This window comes from Streptomyces prunicolor (assembly GCF_045162825.1).
Taxonomy (GTDB): Bacteria; Actinomycetota; Actinomycetes; order Streptomycetales; family Streptomycetaceae; genus Streptomyces; species Streptomyces prunicolor.
In genome coordinates this window covers 9,587,866-9,605,861 of sequence record NZ_CP108676.1, presented here as the reverse complement: position 1 = coordinate 9,605,861, position 17,996 = coordinate 9,587,866, and the positions used below count along the sequence as shown (strand labels likewise).

Annotated in this window: 11 protein-coding genes; 1 reads left to right on the top strand and 10 read right to left on the bottom strand. The window is 68.1% G+C overall.

The genetic code is table 11. The annotated features are described in order from the left end of the window. Window positions 1–22 precede the first annotated feature (22 nt). Genes OG588_RS43510 through OG588_RS43490 form a run of 5 tightly spaced genes read right to left on the bottom strand, consistent with a single transcriptional unit; the run spans window position 23 to window position 8,937 of the window. Window positions 23–634, bottom strand: a complete 612-nt coding sequence (locus tag OG588_RS43510; RefSeq protein WP_405952067.1) for a sarcosine oxidase subunit gamma — start codon at window positions 632–634, stop codon at window positions 23–25. Beyond that, window positions 627–3,953, bottom strand: coding sequence for a sarcosine oxidase subunit delta family protein (locus OG588_RS43505; RefSeq protein ID WP_405952066.1), 3,327 nt, complete (start codon window positions 3,951–3,953; stop codon window positions 627–629). The genes OG588_RS43510 and OG588_RS43505 overlap by 8 nt, the downstream gene beginning before the upstream one ends. Before the next feature lie 11 nt (window positions 3,954–3,964). After that, the gene (locus OG588_RS43500; RefSeq protein WP_405952065.1) at window positions 3,965–5,197 is read right to left on the bottom strand and encodes a sarcosine oxidase subunit beta family protein; all 1,233 of its coding nucleotides are present in this window, start codon (window positions 5,195–5,197) and stop codon (window positions 3,965–3,967) included. After that, the gene (gene glyA / locus OG588_RS43495; protein WP_405952064.1) at window positions 5,194–6,477 is read right to left on the bottom strand and encodes a serine hydroxymethyltransferase; all 1,284 of its coding nucleotides are present in this window, start codon (window positions 6,475–6,477) and stop codon (window positions 5,194–5,196) included. The genes OG588_RS43500 and glyA overlap by 4 nt, the downstream gene beginning before the upstream one ends. Window positions 6,478–6,498: 21 nt before the next feature. Further along, window positions 6,499–8,937 (bottom strand): FAD-dependent oxidoreductase, encoded by a 2,439-nt coding sequence (locus tag OG588_RS43490; RefSeq protein ID WP_405952063.1) that lies wholly within the window; start codon window positions 8,935–8,937, stop codon window positions 6,499–6,501. 754 nt (window positions 8,938–9,691) lie between these two features. Between OG588_RS43490 and ltrA the strand changes: the two genes are divergently transcribed. Then, window positions 9,692–11,428, top strand: coding sequence for a group II intron reverse transcriptase/maturase (gene ltrA, locus OG588_RS43485; RefSeq protein WP_398850065.1), 1,737 nt, complete (start codon window positions 9,692–9,694; stop codon window positions 11,426–11,428). 106 nt (window positions 11,429–11,534) lie between these two features. Here ltrA and OG588_RS43480 read toward each other — a convergent pair whose 3' ends face one another. The 5 genes from OG588_RS43480 to OG588_RS43460 all read right to left on the bottom strand — a co-directional run bounded on the left by OG588_RS43480 (window position 11,535) and on the right by OG588_RS43460 (window position 17,849). Continuing rightward, window positions 11,535–12,020 carry a hypothetical protein gene (locus OG588_RS43480; RefSeq protein ID WP_266864770.1) on the bottom strand — a complete coding sequence of 162 codons (486 nt, stop codon included), beginning with the start codon at window positions 12,018–12,020 and terminating at the stop codon, window positions 11,535–11,537. A 268-nt stretch (window positions 12,021–12,288) separates the two neighbouring features. Continuing rightward, window positions 12,289–13,251 (bottom strand): ABC transporter substrate-binding protein, encoded by a 963-nt coding sequence (locus tag OG588_RS43475; protein ID WP_266864769.1) that lies wholly within the window; start codon window positions 13,249–13,251, stop codon window positions 12,289–12,291. A gap of 13 nt (window positions 13,252–13,264) precedes the next feature. Further along, on the bottom strand, window positions 13,265–15,271 hold the full coding sequence (locus tag OG588_RS43470; RefSeq protein WP_405952062.1) for an ABC transporter permease: 2,007 nt from the start codon (window positions 15,269–15,271) through the stop codon (window positions 13,265–13,267). Continuing rightward, on the bottom strand, window positions 15,271–16,359 hold the full coding sequence (locus OG588_RS43465) for a glycine betaine/L-proline ABC transporter ATP-binding protein (RefSeq protein WP_405952061.1): 1,089 nt from the start codon (window positions 16,357–16,359) through the stop codon (window positions 15,271–15,273). Before OG588_RS43465 ends, OG588_RS43470 begins: the two co-directional genes overlap by 1 nt. 20 nt (window positions 16,360–16,379) lie before the next feature. Further along, complete coding sequence (locus OG588_RS43460) at window positions 16,380–17,849, bottom strand: aldehyde dehydrogenase family protein (protein WP_405952060.1); 1,470 nt, start codon at window positions 17,847–17,849, stop codon at window positions 16,380–16,382. Between the last annotated feature and the right edge of the window lie 147 nt (window positions 17,850–17,996).

The window sequence follows — 17,996 nt, the reverse complement described above, 5'->3', positions numbered from 1 at the left end:
GCCCAAGCCACTGCGGGTCTGTTCAGGACTCCTGCACGTACTCCGCCGCCGCGTCCAGCAGCCAGTCCGTCAGATACCCGGCGAAGGAAGAACGGACCAACACCCAGAATCCGGCGCCGGGTTCGTCCCGGGCGACCAGGACTACCTGGGCGCGGGCCAGGGTGGTCTGGGCGCAGCGTCCGGGGCCGAAGGCGCGCGGGTGCAGGTCCAACGGGCAGCCGTGGGCCAGCAGTTCGGGGGCGCGGGCGCCGGAGACGAGGAGGGTGGTGCGCTGGGCGGAGACATCGGTGACGGCGATGTGTTCGTCCCCGGCTGCCGCCCGGATCCGGTGCTCCACGTCCCGCTGGGTGTCCGGCGGCCCCACCACGAGCCACTCGTCCGGACCGAGCCACAGCACGGTCAACTCCTCTGCCCGTACAACCGTGTTGGGCTCCAGGGGCAGGGAAAGGCCGAGCGCGAGTCCTACGGCGTCCGCCGCCGCTCCCTTCGCGTCGAGCCGGAGGTTCACCTGGGCCAGGAAGGGGAGTTCGGCCAGCCTGACCGTGCCGCCGGAGGTACGGGTCACGGCGGCCAGCCGGTCGGCGGCACCCGCGAGGGGGCTGCGGCGCGGGACGGAAACGGCGGTGTCAGCCATCGCGGCGGGCTCCCTCGGGGTCGTAGAGGACAGGGCTTGCGACCGTCACCGGGATCAACCGGTCGCCCACGGGGGCGTACAGGCGCTCGCCGATGCGGTCGCGGCCGCCCTTGATGAGGGCGAGGGCGAAGGTGCGGCCGAGGGCGGCGCTGCGGTAGCTGGAGGTGACGTGGCCGAGCATCGGGACGGGCGGGGCCGGGAGCACGCTGTCCGCGATGAGCTGGGTGCCCTCGGGGAGAAAGGCTGCGGGGTCCTCGGGGAGCAGGCCGACGAGGTGTTTGCGGTCGGGGCGGACGGCGTCGGCGCGGGCGTAGGAGCGCTTGCCGATGAAGTCGGGTTTCTTCTTCGAGACCACCCAACTCATGCCGAGATCCTGGGGAGTTACGGTGCCGTCGGTGTCCTGGCCGATGATCGGGTAGCCCTTCTCTGCGCGCAGGACGTGCATGGTCTCGGTGCCGTACGGGGTGATGCCGAAGGGGGCACCGGCCTCGTACAGCGCCTCCCACAGGGCGAGGGCCTCCCACGGTGACACGTTGATCTCGTAGGCGAGTTCGCCGGAGAAGCTGATCCGGCACACCCTCGCCTCGATGCCGGCGACGGTCGTGTCGCGCCAGGCCATGAACGGGAAGTCGTCGTTGCCGACGGCGAGTTGGGGTGCGAGTGAGCCGAGCACCTCGCGGGAGCGGGGGCCGACCAGGGCGACGGTGGCCCACTGTTCGGTCACCGAGGCGCAGTGGACGCGGAGTTCGGGCCACTCGGTCTGGTGCCACTCCTCCATCCAGTCCAGTACGGCGGCGGCGTTGCCCGTGGTCGTGGTGACCAGGTAGCGGTCCGGGGCGAGGCGGATGGCCGTGCCGTCGTCGAAGACCATGCCGTCCGGGCGGCACATGACGCCGTAACGGATCATGCCGACCTTCAAGTTGCTCATCATGTTGGTGTAGAGCCGGTCGAGGAAGACCGGCGCGTCCGGGCCCTGTACGTCGATCTTGCCGAGGGTGGAACCGTCCATGAAGGCCACGCCCTCGCGGGCCGCCGCGCACTCGCGCAGCACGGCGGTCTCCATGTCCTCGCCGTCCTGCGGGTAGTACCAAGGCCGCTTCCACTGGCCGACGTTCTCGAACAACGCGCCCTGCATGACGTGCCAGTCGTGCAGCGCGGTCGTACGGATCGGGTCGTGCAGCGCGCCCCGGTCGCGGCCGGCGAGGGTGGCGAAGGAGACGGGCGTGTAGGGCGGGCGGAATGTTGTTGTGCCTAGCAACGACACGTCCACGCCCAGGAGTTCGGCGACCACGCCACTGGCCAGGATGCCCGAGGTCTTGCCCTGGTCGTTGGCCGTACCGGCCGTCGTGTAGCGCTTGGTGTGTTCGACCGAGTTGAGGCCGGCGGTGGTGGCTCGGGTCAAGTCGGCGACGGTGACGTCTCGTTGGAGGTCCACGAAGCGGGGGGCGTCGGTGTGACCGGGGACGAGGAAGACCTGCATGGCGGGGGTGTGGGGTTCGGTGGGCACGTAGGGCAGGTGAGGGGTCTCGGCCGTGTAGCCCTCGGCCTCGATCGCTCGGGCGCCTGCGGCCGCGCCCTGCGCGAGGACTCCGGCCAGGTCGAGGACGCCGTTCGCGCTGCCCGCGACCTCGACCAGCTGGCGGCAGGTGTCCGGGACGAAGGAGCCGAGGGTCTCGTCGTAGCGGAGTTTGCCGCCTGCCTGGCTGAAGAGGTGGGCGACGGGGTTCCAGCCGCCGGAGACCAGGAGGAGGTCGGCGGTGAACTGCCTTGGCTTGTTTGTGGTTTCGCCATATGGAGCGACCGTTACGGCGGTCAGGCGTGGGGTGCCCTCGGTGCCTACGACCGCGTGTCCGGTCAGTACCTCGATGCCTGCCTCTCGGGCTCGGCTCGCCCACTCCTCCGGCCCGGACGGGCGGGTGTCCACGATCGCCTCGACCTTCACGCCTGCCGCCGCCAGGTCCAACGCGGCTGCGTACGCACTGTCGTTGGTGGTGAAGACGACGGCTCGGCGGCCGGGGAGGACGCCGTGGCGGTTGACGTACGCGCGGGCCGAGGCGGCGAGCATCACGCCCGGGCGGTCGTTGTCCGCGAAGGCAAGTGAGCGTTCGTGGGCGCCGGTTGCCAGGACTACTCGGCGGGCTCGGATGCGCCAGACGCGTTCTCGGGAGACATGGGTGGGGGCTGCTGCGCCGAGGTGGTTGGTGCGGCGCTCCACGGCTAGGAGGTGGTTGTCGTCGTAGTGGCCGAAGACGGTGGTGCGGGTCAGTACGCGGACGTCGGGTGCGGTGGCCAGCCCCTCCTTCAACTCCGCTACCCAGTCGAGGAGTTGGGCTGTGTCCAGGAGGGTGCCGCCCAGTTCGGGGCGGTCGTCGGCGAGGATTACTCGGGCTCCGGTGCGGGCTGCGGCTGCGGCGGCTGCGAGGCCGGCTGGGCCTGCGCCGACCACGAGTAGGTCGCAGTGGGCGTGGACCGCGTCGTAGCGGGCGGGGTCCGGTTCCGTGGCGAGGCGGCCCTGGCCGGGGAGGCTGGTCGCGACCAGGCCGTCGTACAGCTCGATCGTTGTCGCGGGGAGCATCGGCTCGGGGAAAGGGGCCTCGATCTGGATGACCGCGTTCGGTTCTTCGACGCCTGCCGTGAAGATGCCTCGGGGGCGGCCGAGTTTGATGCTGGTGCCGGTTTGGATGATGCCGTTGGCGAGGAGGGCGGAGGCGAGGGTGTCGCCTTTGTAGCCCTGGTATGCGGTGCCGTCGAAGGTGAAGGTGAGGGGGGTGTCTCGGTGGATTCGGCCGTGGGTGGGGTGGCGGAACGGATGGGTTTCTTCGCCCCCGCCGCCCCTACCCGTCCCATCCTCCAGGGGCGCTGCCCCTTCGACCCCGTTCCCAGGGGGCTCCGCCCCCTGGACCCCCGTCGGCCCCGAAAGAGCCTCGTCCTCAGACGCCGGACGGGCTGAGATTGCGGGCCCGCGCCGAATAGTGACCGGAAGGACAGAGGCGACCGGACGGGGCTGAGAAGGCACCGTCGAGTCGGCAACCGCCCCCAGCCCACTCACCGTTGGCCGCTCCTCCCCCGCCCGATACACCCCCAGAATCTCGTTCGTCGCCGTGTCTCGCACCGCGTTGAACCACCGGCGGCACCCCGCCCCATGGTTCCACCGTTCCGCGAACGGGCCCTTGGGGTTGTCGCGGAAGAACAGGTAGCGGGCCCACTCCTCGTCGGTCAGGTCGGCCGGGGTCTCCGGGTAGACGACGTGGGCCTGGCCGCCGTAGTGGAACTCGGCTTCGTCGCGGGGCCCGCACCAGGGGCAGGGGATCAGCAGCATCGTTGGGCTCCCTAGTGGGCCACCGCGGCGGCGCCGTGCTCGTCGACGAGCGCGCCGGTGGTGAAACGGTCGAGCGAGAAGGGGGCGTTGAGGTGGTGAGGGGTGTCGTGGGCGATCGTGTGGGCGTAGACCCAGCCGACACCCGGGGTGGCCTTGAAACCGCCTGTTCCCCAGCCGCAGTTGAGGTACAGGTTGTCCACCGGAGTGAGGCCTACGATCGGTGACGCGTCCGGGGTTACGTCCACGATTCCGCCCCACGTGCGCAGGACGTGCGCGCGGGCGAAGACCGGGAACAGTTCCAGCGCCGCCGCCATCTGTTCCTCGATGATGTGGAACGCGCCGCGCTGGGTGTAGGAGTTGTACGAGTCGATGCCCGCGCCCATCACCAACTCGCCCTTGTGCGCCTGGCTCACGTACACGTGGACCGCGTTCGACATGACCACCGTGGGGTGGACCGGTTCCAGGAGTTCCGAGACCAGTGCTTGCAACGGGTGGCTCTGGAGAGGGAGTTGGATGCCCGCCATGGCTGCCAGGACTGACGTGTGACCCGCCGAGCACAGGGCTACCTTGCCCGCCGATATCGGGCCCTGCGTGGTCTGTACGCCCACCACCCTGCCGTCGACTATGTCGAGGCCTGTCACCTCGCAGTTCTGGATGAGGTCGATGCCTGCCGCGTCGGCGGAACGGGCCAGGCCCCAGGCCACGTGGTCGTGTTTGGCGATGCCCGCGCGGGGTTGATAGGTGGCTCCCATCACCGGATACCGCACGTCCGGTGAGGTGTTGACGATCGGGCAGACCTCCTTGACCTGCCGTTCGTCGAGCCATTCGGCGTCCACCCCGTTGAGGCGGTTCGCCTCTACTCGGCGCACGCTGTCCCGGACGTCCTGGAGGCTGTGGGCGAGGTTGAGGACTCCGCGCTGGGAGAAGAGGATCGGGTAGTCGAGTTCCTCCTCCAGTCCCTCCCAGAGTTTGAGGGCGTGTTCGTAGATGCCCGTGCTCTCGTCCCACAGGTAGTTGGAGCGGATGATCGTGGTGTTGCGGGCCATGTTGCCGCCCGCCAGCCAACCCTTCTCCAACACCGCAACGTTGGTGATGCCGTGGTTCTTCGCCAAGTAGTGGGCAGTGGCGAGGCCGTGGCCGCCGCCGCCCACGATGACGACGTCGTACGAGCGTTTCGGCTCGGGTGTGCGCCAGAGCCAGTCGGGGTGTTCGGGGAGGTCGGCGCCGGGGGTGCGCGGGGTCATCGGGGGTCGCCCTCCTCGGACAGGTACGGGTAGAGCGGGTGCTTCGCGGCCAGCGCCTCCGTGCGGGCGCGCAAGTCCTCTGTGTCCGGGGCCGGTTGGAGGGCCAGCGCGATCACGTCGGAGACCTCGGCGAAGTCCTCCTCCGTGAAGCCTCGCGTGGCCAGCGCCGGGGTGCCGATGCGCAGGCCCGATGTGACCATGGGCGGGCGCGGGTCGAACGGCACGGCGTTGCGGTTGACCGTGATGCCGATCTCGTGGAGGAGGTCTTCCGCCTGCCTGCCGTCGAGTTCGGAGTCGCGCAGGTCTACCAGGACCAGGTGCACGTCCGTGCCGCCGGTCAGGACCCTCACGCCGGTCGCGGCCACGTCGGCTCGGGTGAGGCGCTCCGCGAGGATGCGGGAGCCGGCGAGTGTGCGGGCCTGGCGTTCGGCGAACTCCGGAGACGCCGCGACCTTGAACGACACCGCCTTCGCGGCGATGACGTGCTCCAGCGGGCCGCCCTGCATGCCGGGAAACACCGCCGAGTTGATCTTCTTGGCGAGGTCCGCCTCGTTGGTGAGGATGACTCCGCCGCGTGGGCCGCCGAGGGTTTTGTGGGTTGTCGTCGTGGTCACGTGTGCGTGCGGGACGGGGTTGGGGTGCAGGCCTGCGGCAACCAGGCCCGCGAAGTGCGCCATGTCGACCATCAGCAGCGCGCCCACCTCGTCGGCGATCCGCCGGAACGCCGCGAAGTCCAACTGCCGTGGATACGCCGACCATCCCGCGATGATCATCTTGGGGCCGTGCTCCTTCGCGAGACGTTCCACCTCGTCCATGTCGACCAGGTTGTCCGTCTCGCCCACGTGGTACGGCACCACGTTCAGCATCTTGCCGCTGTAGTTGAGGCGCATGCCGTGGGTGAGGTGTCCGCCGTGGGCGAGGTCCAGGCCGAGGATCGTGTCGCCGGGCTTCAACAGGGCGAAGAACACCGCCGTGTTGGCCTGCGCGCCCGAGTGCGGCTGGACGTTCGCGAAGCCCGCGCCGAACAGGGACTTGACCCGCTCGATCGCCAACCTCTCGGTGACATCGACGTGTTCGCAGCCGCCGTAGTAGCGACGGCCCGGGTAGCCCTCCGCGTACTTGTTGGTGAGGACCGAGCCCTGCGCCTCCAGTACGGCAGAGGGTGCGAAGTTCTCGGAGGCGATCATCTCCAACGTGGACTGCTGGCGGTGCAGTTCGGCGCGGAGCGCGGCGTGGACCTCGGGATCCAGTTCGGCCAAGGGGGTGTTGAGCGCGTTCATACGGCGTTCGTGTCCTTCCGGTCAGCCACGGAGACGGGACATCGTCGGGTCGAACAGTGGCTCCGCCGCCACGACCGCCTCGACGCGCTGGTCGAAGTAGCCGATGTGCAACTGGGTGCCGGGGGTGGCGAGTTCGGCCGGGAGCCAGGCGTAGGCGATGCCCTTGCCGATCGTGTAGCCGTAGGCGGCGCTGGTGACGTAGCCGACGGCGCGCTCGCCGTCGTAGACCGGTTCCTTGCCCATGACGACCGCGTGCGGGTCGTCGATGGTGAGGCAGGTCAACTGCCGTTGTACGTCGGTCTTTCGGCGTTCCAGTGCCGCCTTGCCGATGAAGTCGCCCTTGTCGAGTTTGACGGCGAAGCCGACGCCGGCCTCGTACGGGTCGTGCTCGTAGGTCATGTCGGTGCCGAAGGAGCGGTAACCCTTCTCCAGGCGGAGGCTGTTGAAGGCGCCCCGGCCCGCGATGACACCGCCCAGCGGTTGCGCTGCCTGCCAGAGGGTGTCCCAGAGTTTCTGGCCCTGGTCGGCCGTGGTGTACAGCTCCCAGCCGAGTTCGCCGACGTACGACAGGCGCATGGCCGTTACCGGGACCGTGCCGATGTAGGCCTTTTTGGCGCGGAAGTATTTGAGACCTTCGTTCGTGAAGTCCTCGTCGGTCAGGGGCTGGAGGACCTTGCGGGCCAGTGGGCCCCACAGGCCTATGCAGCAGGTGCCGGGGGTGATGTCTCGGACCTGGACCGTGCCGTCGGCCGGGAGGTGGCGGGTGAACCAGTCGAGGTCGAGGTTGCCGTTGGCGCCGACCTGGAAGCGGTCGCGGGCCAGGCGGGCGACGGTGATGTCGCTGCGGATGCCGCCGTCCTCGTCCAGCAGGAGGGTGTACGTCACCGAGCCGACCGACTTGGCGACCTTGCCGGTGACCAGGCCCTCCAGGAAGTCGGCGGCGCCGGGGCCGGTGACCTCCAGGCGTTTGAGGGCCGTCATGTCGTACATCGCGACCGTCTCGCGGGTGGCCTGCGCCTCGGCGCCGACGATGGGCGACCAGTACTGCGCCGCCCAGTCGTTGGGGGTGGGGATCGAACGGCCTTCCAGCAGGGCCGAGTTGGCCTCGTACCACTGGGGGCGTTCCCAGCCGTTGGCCTCCAGGAAGACCGCGCCGTGTTCCTGCTGGCGGGTGTGGAAGGGGCTGGTGCGGATCGGGCGCGGCTTCCCGGACGGTTGCAGGGGGTGAAGGATGTCGTAGACCTCTACGAAGTTCTGGCAGTCGCGGGCCAGGACGTATTCGGGGGCGAGTTGGTGCTGTTCGAAGCGGTTGACGTCGCACTCGTGGAGGTCGAAGGACGAGCAGTGGCCGTCGACCAGCCACTCGGCCATCGCTCGGCCGACGCCCGCCGAGTGCGTGACCCAGACCGCCTCGGCGACCCAGAAGCCCTTGACGTCCGAACTCTCCCCGAGGAGGGGGAAGTTGTCGGTGGTGAAGGAGAACAGGCCGTTGATGCCCTCCTCGACCTTCGCGTCCTTCGTCGCGGGGAGCAGGGACTGCGTTTCCGTCCAGGCGGGCGCGAAGTCGTCCTCCGTGAACTTGAGGACGGAGGGCATGTCGTCGGCCTCGCCGACCGCGAGGATGTCGTCGGCCGAGATCGGCATGGGGCGGTGGCCGTAGTAGCCGATGCCGATGGCGTCGAAGCGGTCGCGGTAGTAGAGGTCGGCGTCCTGGTGGCGCAGGATCGGGCGGACGGCCTCCTCGGTCTGGCCGGCGAGGGCGGGTACCGGTCCGGTCCAGGCGAGTTGGTGGCCGAGCGGGGTCAGCGGGAGGTTCATGCCGACCATGCGGGCGATCTTCGGGCCCCAGATGCCGGCGCAGCACACGACGATGTCGGCGGGGATCTCGCCCTGGTCGGTGAGGACGCCGGTGACGCGGCCGTCGGTCTGCTGGACGTCCAGGACTTCGTGGCGGGCGAGGAAGGTCACGCCGCGCTCCGTGGCCCGGCGGATCTGCGCCTCGACGGCGAGGACGGCTTTCGCGAGGCCGTCGGTGGGGACCAGGAGGCCGCCGAGGACCCGGTCGGGGTTCACCAGCGGGTGGTGCTCGACGCACTCCTCGGCGCTCAGCAGGCGGGCCTCGATGCCCCAGGCGGTGATCCAGCCGTGGCGGCGGTGGAGTTCGGCGACGCGTTCGGGGGTGGTGGCGACTTCGAGACCGCCGACCTGGAGGAAGCAGGGCTTGCCGTCGACGTCGAGGGAGCAGAACTTCTCGACCGTGTAGCGGGCCAACTCGGTCATCGTCTTCGAGGAGTTGGTCTGGAAGACCAGCCCTGGTGCGTGCGAGGACGAGCCGCCGGTGGCGGGCAGCGGGCCCTGGTCGACCACGGTCACTTCGGTCCAGCCTCGCGCGGAGATCTCGTCCGCGAGCGCCGCCCCCACGACGCCCGCTCCGATGATGACCACTCGGGGTCCCGCCATCGCCGCACCTCCGAAATTCAAAACCGTTGAGTTGCTTTCTGCGCAACGTGCTGCAGGTTGCGCAACTCAATGTGCCCGCCTCGGGGAGGGGTGTCAAGAACTCAGCACGCAGGGACGTTTAGCTCGATCGTGTGATGGTCGGCTTACGGGCTTGCGGCACTGGGCGGCGAACGAGTTAGCGTGGCAGCGCGATCTGGGACCCGCTGGTAATGGCGGGGTGCGAAGCTCGGGGGAGAAGCCCAAGGGCTCCCGTTCCATCCGGGGGTCACAGGCAAGGGGAAGACCGGACGGGTGAAGCCCACTGAACCCTCAACGATGCTCCGTGATGGCAAGCCTCGCAGATGGGAAGCATGAGCGGGGTGCAGGGCTGGCCGCTGAGAAGCGGCGGGTGCCGGTCGAAGACTCCGAGTCGGCCGGGAGGACACCACCGCCCCGGGGTAATGAGGGCGCCCACCCCGGTCGCATCTCACGCGTGCGGAACGCGACAACCCCGTTGGGGTCCAGACCTGCTGGTCTGGTCAGCCGACCGTAAGGAAGGCCCAACTCCCCAGCGGGTGCAGGACGGTCCAAGAAGCCAACGCCGGCCGCCGAAAGGCAGCAGGAAACCGGGACAGCACCGGCACCTCCGCCGAGTCCCGCATAACTGGCCGGATACGGGCGGATGCCCGACCCGAAAGGGTGCTGACGTGGGCCGGGTGAGCCTGTGAGGAACGCTGTTGAACAGGAACCAGAACCGAAGGGCAAGTTGGACACCGTGACGGTCATACCCGCTGCCGCCTCGGCCGCGACCAGCACCGGCCCGGTGAACGGACCGGAGGACACTCCGCTCGACTGGGATGCCATCGACTGGCAGGTCCAGGAGGAGTCAGTACGGCGACTGCGGCAGAGAATCTTCACGGCATCGCAGGCAGGGGACCTCAAAAGGGTCCGCAACTTGCAGAAACTGATGCTCCGCTCTCTGTCCAGCACGCTGGTCAGCGTGCGACGGGTGACGGAGATCAACACAGGACGCAAGACGGCCGGGATCGACGGTCAGGTCGTCCTGACCGCCTCGGGCAAAGCGGAACTGGCCCTTCGGGTTCAGCACCGGATCAGCCCGGACAGAGCCCGGCCCGTCAAGCGGGTGTATATCCCCAAGCCAGGCGGCAGGAGACGCCCGCTCGGCATTCCCGTGATCCTGGACCGGGTCGAGCCAGCCCGCGTCTCCCAGGCACTGGAACCGGAGTGGGAAGCGCGGTTCGAGCCGAAGTCGTACTGCTTCCGGCCCGGCCGCAGCTGTCAGGACGCCATCGCGGCGATCTACTGGACGGCCAAGGGCAGCAAGACCCGCCGCCGGTGGGTACTGGACGCGGATCTGGCAGCGGCGTTCGACCGAATCGACCACGACCACCTGCTTCAGCAGCTCGGCACATTCCCCGCGCGGGAACGGATCGGGCAGTGGCTGCGAGCAGGTGTGGTCGAGGAAGGCCGGTTCACGCCAACCGAGGAGGGAACTCCTCAAGGCGGCGTGATCAGCCCTGTGCTCCTGAACATCGCCCTGCATGGGATGGAGACGGCTGCGGGAGTCCAGTACCGGCCGACCGGACGCCGTGCCGGTGACACCATGCCGGGCTCCCCGCTGCTGGTGAGATACGCCGACGATCTCGTCGCCCTGTGCCATTCACGGGAACAGGCCGAACAGGTCAAGGCCCGGCTTGCCGAGTGGCTGAGGCCGAGGGGACTGGTCTTCAACGAGGACAAAACGCGCGTCGTCGACCTCGAAGAAGGCTGCGACTTTCTCGGCTTCACCATCCGCCCCTATCACGGCAAGCTGCTGATCAAGCCCAGCCGTGAGGCCATCAGACGGATCCGGAACAGGCTGCGCGCCGAGGTGCGGTCCCCGCACGGGGCCAACGCTGCCGCGGTGCTGCAACGACTCAACCCGATCATCCGGGGCAGGTCGGCCTACTACCGGAGCGTGGTCGCCAGCGAGGTCTTCACCGCGCTGGACGACTACATGTGGAAGCTCACCTACAAGTGGGCGACCCGCGCGCACCCGAACAAGCCCCGGCACTGGGTCACCACCCGGTACTACGGCACATTCAACAAGTCCCGGCAGGACCAGTGGGTGTTCGGTGACCGCGACAGCGGCGCCTACCTGCTGAAATACGCCTGGACGAAGATCGTCCGACACCAGACGGTCCACGGCTCGGCGTTCCCGGACGACCCTGCCCTGGCGACCTACTGGGCCGAACGGCGCCGCACCAGCCCACCACCGCCGATCAACCGTGCCACCCTGCGCCTGCTCCAGGCGCAGAACGGGCAGTTTCTGATCTGCCGGGGACCGCTGCTGCACGCCGACGCTCCGCCGTCCAGCCCCACCGAGTGGGAACAATGGCTGCGAGGCACCCGACAGGCGGTCACCACCAGGAAGATCACCTATCGCGGGATCGAAACGTCGGACGGGGTGCAACTCCGTCTCATCCACTCGTCCTGCACTGCACGCCTGTGAGCCACTCGGGCTTGCTTGAGCCGAGCTGCGGGGAAAGCCCGCACGGCCGGTTCTGAGGGGGACCGCCGCAGCAATGCGGCGGTCCTACCCGACTGGCCGGGTACAACTAGCCGACGCAGTGTTCACCCTTCCAGGGCCAGTTGAAGCTTCCAGGCTTCACCAGGGCGACGTTCCAGTAGGGAAGAGCCGCGCAGGAGTCGATCCACAGCTGGGTCGCCGGGAATCTCCCGGCGGTCTTGCTGTTGAACAGAAGTGGCCCACCGGAGTACTTATAAATCTTGACGTTGTGGTCGGACGCGAGCGTGATGTAGGCGCTGGGCTGAGCCGACGTCACGTGATTCGGTCCGAACTCATCCTTTAGAACACCTTTGTAGTAGATGAGCGCGTTGGCATACTTGCCCATGCAAAGCTTTGCGACAGCCCCGCGCTGCCCCTTAGTGGACACGATGCACTTCCCGACGGTCAGCTTCTGACCGAGGTTCAAGTGGTACTGCCCAGCTGCAGCGTCAGCCTGAGTGGCTGGAGTGAAGATGGATGTCCCAAGCAGAATCCCGGCAATCAGAACGCTCCGCGTATATCTGCGAATCCCCATGTCTCCCCGTTTCCGAATGAATTTGGGTTTGGTCGTAACCGTGTGTCATTCCGGACGAGATCTTACCGGGGAGATGCCTTCACCCCGGACCTCGGAAATCATTTTTGCCGCAGCTTGACTATTTTGCCGGCGGCCACGCTCCAGGTGAGGATTTCATGTTGGAATTCGGGAGGAATCGCGGGCGAAATAGGCTGTCCTCCGGCAGTTCACGCAATACACCCACGGAGCCTTGGCCGGAGAACAACCACATCAGCGGCGGACGCCGGCGCTACTTGATCCAGGCGTCGACCTTGTCCTTGTTGGCCTCGACCCACTTCTTGGCCGCGGCGTCGTCGGTCATCTTGTCCTGGGCGATGTACTTGGCGACCTCGTTCTGGTCGTCGTTCGTCCAGTTGAAGTTCTTCACCAGGTTGTAGGCGGGGCTGCCCGACTTGGCGAACTTCGCGCTGACGACCTTGTTGAGGTTGTAGACGGGATAGTCGCAGGCGACCTTCGCCGCATCGGCGTCACAGCCCGTCTTGTACGCGGGCAGGCTGACCTTCTTGAGCGGCACCTCGGACAGGAACCACTGCGGCTCGTAGAAGTAGCCGATCACCCACTGCTTGTTCTTCTCGGCGGTGCGGAAGGCCTGGATGAGCGCCGTCTCGCTGCCCGCGTACACCACCTTGAAGTCCAGCTTCAGGTTCGTCACCAGCGCCTCGTCGTGGGTGACGTACGACGGGTCGCCGTCGAGGAGCTGGCCCTTGCCGCCCGACTCGGACGTCTTGAACTTCGACGCGTACTTGTTGAGGTTCTTGTAGTCGAGGATGTCGGGGTGCGCCTTGGCCAGCCACGGCGGCACGTACCAGCCGATGAGGCCCTTGTTGCCGGTCTGGCCGGCGTCCACGGCGGTCTTCTGCTGGGTGATGTACTTCTTCACCAGGTCGGGGTGGCCCCAGTTCTCCAGGACGGCGTCGACCTCGCCGGTGCCGAAGCCCTGCCAGGCGATCTCCTCTTTCAGGTCCTTCTTCTCGACCGTACAGCCGAGTTGGTGCTGCGCGACGTACGCGACGACCGCCGCGTCCGCCTCGTAGCCCACCCACGGGTTGACGGCCAGATTGAAGGTGCCGCACTTGCCCGAGCTTCCCGAGCCCGCGGAGGAGCTGTCTTCGACCTTCGCCCCGCCGCACGCGGTGAGGGTGAGGCCGAGGACGGCCAGGCCGGCCGCGCCGGCTCGCCAGTGTCTTGCCATGGTGTCGTGCTCCTTAAGCGGTGGCGCGGCGCGCCGCGGCCTGAGTGATCCGGTCGAACATGACTCCGAGAAGGACGATGGCCAGACCCGCGGCAAGCCCCTTCCCGTACAGCTCCCCGCGTGAGAATCCGGCCACGACGTCGTAGCCGAGGGCGCCCGCACCTACCAGGCCGCCCACAACAACCATCGACAGCACGTAGATCAGGCCCTGGTTGGTCGCGAGCGTCAGGGCACTGCGTGACATCGGCAGTTGGACCTTGGTGATGATCTGCCAGGTGTTGCACCCGGCGGAGGTGGCCGCTTCCACGGTGGTCTCGGGCACCGCCCGGATCCCGTCCGCGATGATCTTCATGGCGACCGGGGCCCCGTAGACGATCGCGGCGACGATGGCCGTGAAGCGGGTGGGGCCGAACAGCGCGAGGAACGGCACGAGATAGACGAACGGCGGCATGACCTGCGCCGCGTCCAGAGTGGGCCGCAGCAGCCGGTCGACCAGCATGCTGCGACCCATCCACACGCCGAAGGCGATGCCGAACACCATCACCAGCACGGTCGCCACGATCGTCGAGGCCAGGGTCGTCATGGCATCCGACCACACGCCCGTTCCGACAAGAAGGCCTACGCAGACGGCAGTTGTGACGCCGGAGCGCCAGCCGCCCACGACCACGCCGATCCCGATCAGCACCGCGCCGACGAGCCACCACGGGGAGTCGGTGAGCAGCGACTGGAACGGGTTGAGCAGTCCGTTGGTGATCGCGTTGCGGAAGGCGTTGGTGAGGCCCGAGAGGTTGTCCTGCACCCAAGTCGTCACGCTGTCCGCCGCGTTGGCGATATGACTGCCGGTGGTGCCGTCGCCGGGGAACTGCGCCGCCCAGAGGTAGGTGTGCGACAGGTAGATCAGCACTACGACGCCCACCGCGCCCGAACCCAGCAGCGGGCGGCGCCACTTGAGGAAGCGGCCGTCGGAGTTGCGGGCCTTTTCCGCACGGGTGCTGGACGCGGTCGTGACCCGGTCGAGGACGATCGCCATGACGACGATGGCGAGGCCCGCGTTGAAGGCCGTACCGACGTCAAGGGATTGCAGCGCCTGCATGACGGTCTTGCCGAGGCCGGGCGCGTCGATCAGGGCCGCGATGGTGACCATGGCGAGGGCGGCCATGATGGTCTGGTTGACGCCCATGACCACGGTCCGCTTGGCCATCGGCAGCAGCACCTTGATCAGCGACTGCCAGCGCGTCGACCCCATGGAATCCGCCGCTTCCACGGTGGTCTCCGGTACGGAGCGGATGCCGTGCGCAGTGATGCGGATCGCGGGCGGGGCCGCGTAGATCACGGTGGCGATGACGGCGGAGGCCGGACCGATGAGGAAGAACAGGGTCAGCGGTGCCAGGTAGACGAAGGTCGGCATCGTCTGCATGAAGTCCAGGAAGGGCGTCATGATCCGGTTGAACCGGTCGGACAGCCCCGCCCACACCCCCAGCGGGATCGCGAACACCAGCGCCACGAGGACCGCGGAGAGGGTCAGCGCCAGGGTGTCCATGCTCTCCTGCCACAGCCCCTGCAGCCCGAAGAAGGCGAAGCCGGCCATGGCGAGGAGCGCGACCCGCCAGTTGCCCACGGCCCAGGAGAGGAAGCCGACGATGCCGACGACACCGAGCCAGCCGATCTGCGGCAGCGGGCGGTCGCCGCTCGGCTGCGAGATCAGGTCCTGGACGAAGGTCACCAGGTTGTCGATGACCAGGCGGATCTCGTTGAAGAAGTACAGGAAGAGCGGGTTGGAGTTGCGGTCGGCGCCGATCGAGTCGTTGAGGTCGTTGAACCACCGGTGCAGACCGGTGAGATCGGCCGCGGCGAGTGTCAGCGTCTGCTTGCCGCGCAGCACGGCGAACAGCACCAGCCACACGACGAGGATCGCGCCCACCATCATGGGCCGGGTCACCTTGCGTCGCGGGTTCTTCAACTCCGGTGCGGCGTCCGCGACTTGCTGTGCGGGCTCCGGTTTCTCCACGGCGACGGTCATCACGCGTCGCCTTCCCGCCCGGCGACGACCGCGAGGATCTCCTCGTCGCCGACGATGCCGAGCAGCTTGCCGTTCTCGACGACCTTGACGGGCTTGTCGGCCGCGAGTACGGCGCGCGTCGCCTCGCGTACGACGACGTCCGGGCCCAACTCGGGTCCGTCCAGGGGGTCTTCGTCCACGGCGGGCCGCATGATCCAGCGCAGAGTGAGGACGTCGCCGCGCGGCACATCCTTCACGAACTCGCGAACGTAGTCGTCGGCGGGGGCGCCGACCAGCTCGTCCCCCGTCCCGCACTGCACCATCTTGCCGTCGCGCATGATGAGGATGCGGTCGCCCAACTTGAGAGCCTCGGACAGGTCGTGGGTGATGAACACCATGGTCTTGCCGACCTCGTGGTGCAGCCGGATGACCTCGTTCTGCATGTCACGGCGGATCAGCGGGTCGAGCGCGGAGAACGGTTCGTCGAAGAGGAGGACGTCCGGGTCACCGGCCAACGCCCTTGCCAGGCCGACGCGTTGCTGCATTCCGCCGGAGAGCTGGTCGGGGTAGGAGTTCTCGTACCCGGAGAGCCCGACCAACTCGACGACTTCCAGGGCTCGTTTGGTGCGCTCGGCCTTGCTCATGCCGCGGATCTCCAGGCCGAACGACACGTTGTCGACGACCCGGCGGTGCGGCAGCAGCCCGAAGTGCTGGAAGACCATGGAGAACTTACGGCGCCGCAGCTCGCGCAGCCGCTTGGCGTCCGCGTCCCGGATGTCCTCGCCCTCGAAGACGATCTCGCCGGCGGTGGGTTCGATCAGCCGGGTCAGACATCGCACCAGGGTGGACTTCCCGGAGCCGGACAGCCCCATGACTACGAAGACCTCGCCGGGCGAGACCTCGAAGTTCACATCGCGTACGGCGGCGGTGCAGCCGGTGCGGTCCATCAGCTCACGGCGCGTGAGCCCGCACAGTTCCTCGGATTCGGGTACTTGCTCTGCCTTCGGCCCGAACACCTTCCACAGCTTGCGCACGGATATGACCGGGGTGGGGGCCGAGTCCTGGGGAGTGCCGCGCCGCTGCGGCACCTCGGTCTGTGCTGGGGTCACGATCGACCTCTTTTCGGCGTTCAGCCGCGGAACCAGTGCTGCGGCCGGGGTTGGATGTTCTGCCAGATGTGCTTGGGCTCTCGGTACTCGTCCAGGCCGGTCGGTCCCAACTCCCGGCCCACGCCCGAGTGTCCGAAGCCACCCCATTCCGCTTGCGGCACATAGGGGTGGTAGTCATTGATCCACACCGTGCCGTGCCGCAGCCGCCGGGCGACCCGCTGGGCCTTCCCCGCGTCCTGGGTCCAGACGGCTCCGGCGAGTCCGTACTCGGTGTCGTTGGCGATGCGTACGGCGTCGTCCTCGTCGGTGAACCGCTCCACGGTCAGGACCGGTCCGAAGGACTCCTCGTGCACCACCCGCATGTCCTGCGTGCACGCGTCGAGGACGGTCGGCGGGTAGAAGTGCCCGTCGGCGAGGGCGAGTTCGGACGGCCGCTCACCACCGCACCGCAGCACGGCGCCCTCGGCGATGCCCGCCGCGACGTACGCCTCGACCTTCTCCAGGTGCTGCGCGGAGATCAGTGCCCCGGTCTCGGCCTCGGGATCGAAGGGCCCGCCGAGCCTGATCTGCCGCGCACGCCGCACGACTTCGTCCACGAACCGGTCGTGCAGCGAGTCCTCGACGATCAACCGGGCGCCGGCGGAGCAGACTTGGCCCGAGTGCAGGAAGACGGCCGTGAGCGCGAAGTCCACGGCCGTCTCGAAGTCGGCGTCGGCGAAGATGACGTTGGGGTTCTTGCCGCCCAGCTCCAGCGCGACCTTCTTCACGGTCACGGCGGCGGTGGCCATGATGTGTTTGCCGGTCTCCAGTCCCCCGGTGAAGGAGACCATGTCGACGGCGGGGTCCTCGGAGAGCGGCGCGCCCGCCTCGGGCCCGGCACCGAGAACGAGGTTGGCGGCACCGGCGGGCAGTCCGGCCTCCTCCAGCGCCTTCATCAGCAGGATGGAGGTGGAGGGCGTGAGTTCACTCGGCTTGAGGACGATCGTGTTTCCCGCGAGGAGCGCCGGAGCCACCTTCCAACTGGCTTGCAGCAGCGGGTAGTTCCAGGGCGTGATCAGCCCGCACACGCCAACGGGCTCGTAGACGACCCGGCTTACGGCATCGTCGCGTCCGGTGTCGATGACCCGCCCGGCGTCGGTGCCGCCGATCCCGCCGTAGTAACGGAAACAGGAGACGACATCGGCGATGTCGTACTCGCTCTCCACCAGCCGCTTGCCGGTGTCCAACGACTCGGCGCGGGCGAACTCCTTGGCATCGCGCTCGATGAGGTCGGCGGTCCGTAGCAACAGCGCCCCGCGCTCCCGCTCGGGGGTGCGCGGCCAGGGCCCTTCGTCGAAGGCGCGGCGGGCCGCGGCGATCGCGGCCTCGGTGTCGGGACGCGTTGCCTCGGACACGGTCGCGGTGAGCGTGCCGTCGGCGGGACAGCGGATGTCACGGTGACCGCCGGCCACCGCGTCGCGCCATTCTCCGTCCACATACAGGTCTGCCACGTGTGGAGCCCTTCGAGCGAATTTCGTTGCGCATTGTGCACCGTATTGCTTGTGGTGGAACACCCTGGCGAATGTGCAGACATACGTCAAGGGGTTGGCGGATGACGATTTCGCCATGCGGCCCATCGCCCGGCCGCCTCTTGACCG

Coding starts and splice junctions, on each gene's coding strand:
- OG588_RS43510 (WP_405952067.1), bottom strand. CDS start 634: ATGGCTGACACCGCCGTTTCCGTCCCGCGCCGCAGCCCCCTCGCGGGT.
- OG588_RS43505 (WP_405952066.1), bottom strand. CDS start 3,953: ATGCTGCTGATCCCCTGCCCCTGGTGCGGGCCCCGCGACGAAGCCGAG.
- OG588_RS43500 (WP_405952065.1), bottom strand. CDS start 5,197: ATGACCCCGCGCACCCCCGGCGCCGACCTCCCCGAACACCCCGACTGG.
- glyA (WP_405952064.1), bottom strand. CDS start 6,477: ATGAACGCGCTCAACACCCCCTTGGCCGAACTGGATCCCGAGGTCCAC.
- OG588_RS43490 (WP_405952063.1), bottom strand. CDS start 8,937: ATGGCGGGACCCCGAGTGGTCATCATCGGAGCGGGCGTCGTGGGGGCG.
- OG588_RS43480 (WP_266864770.1), bottom strand. CDS start 12,020: ATGGGGATTCGCAGATATACGCGGAGCGTTCTGATTGCCGGGATTCTG.
- OG588_RS43475 (WP_266864769.1), bottom strand. CDS start 13,251: ATGGCAAGACACTGGCGAGCCGGCGCGGCCGGCCTGGCCGTCCTCGGC.
- OG588_RS43470 (WP_405952062.1), bottom strand. CDS start 15,271: ATGACCGTCGCCGTGGAGAAACCGGAGCCCGCACAGCAAGTCGCGGAC.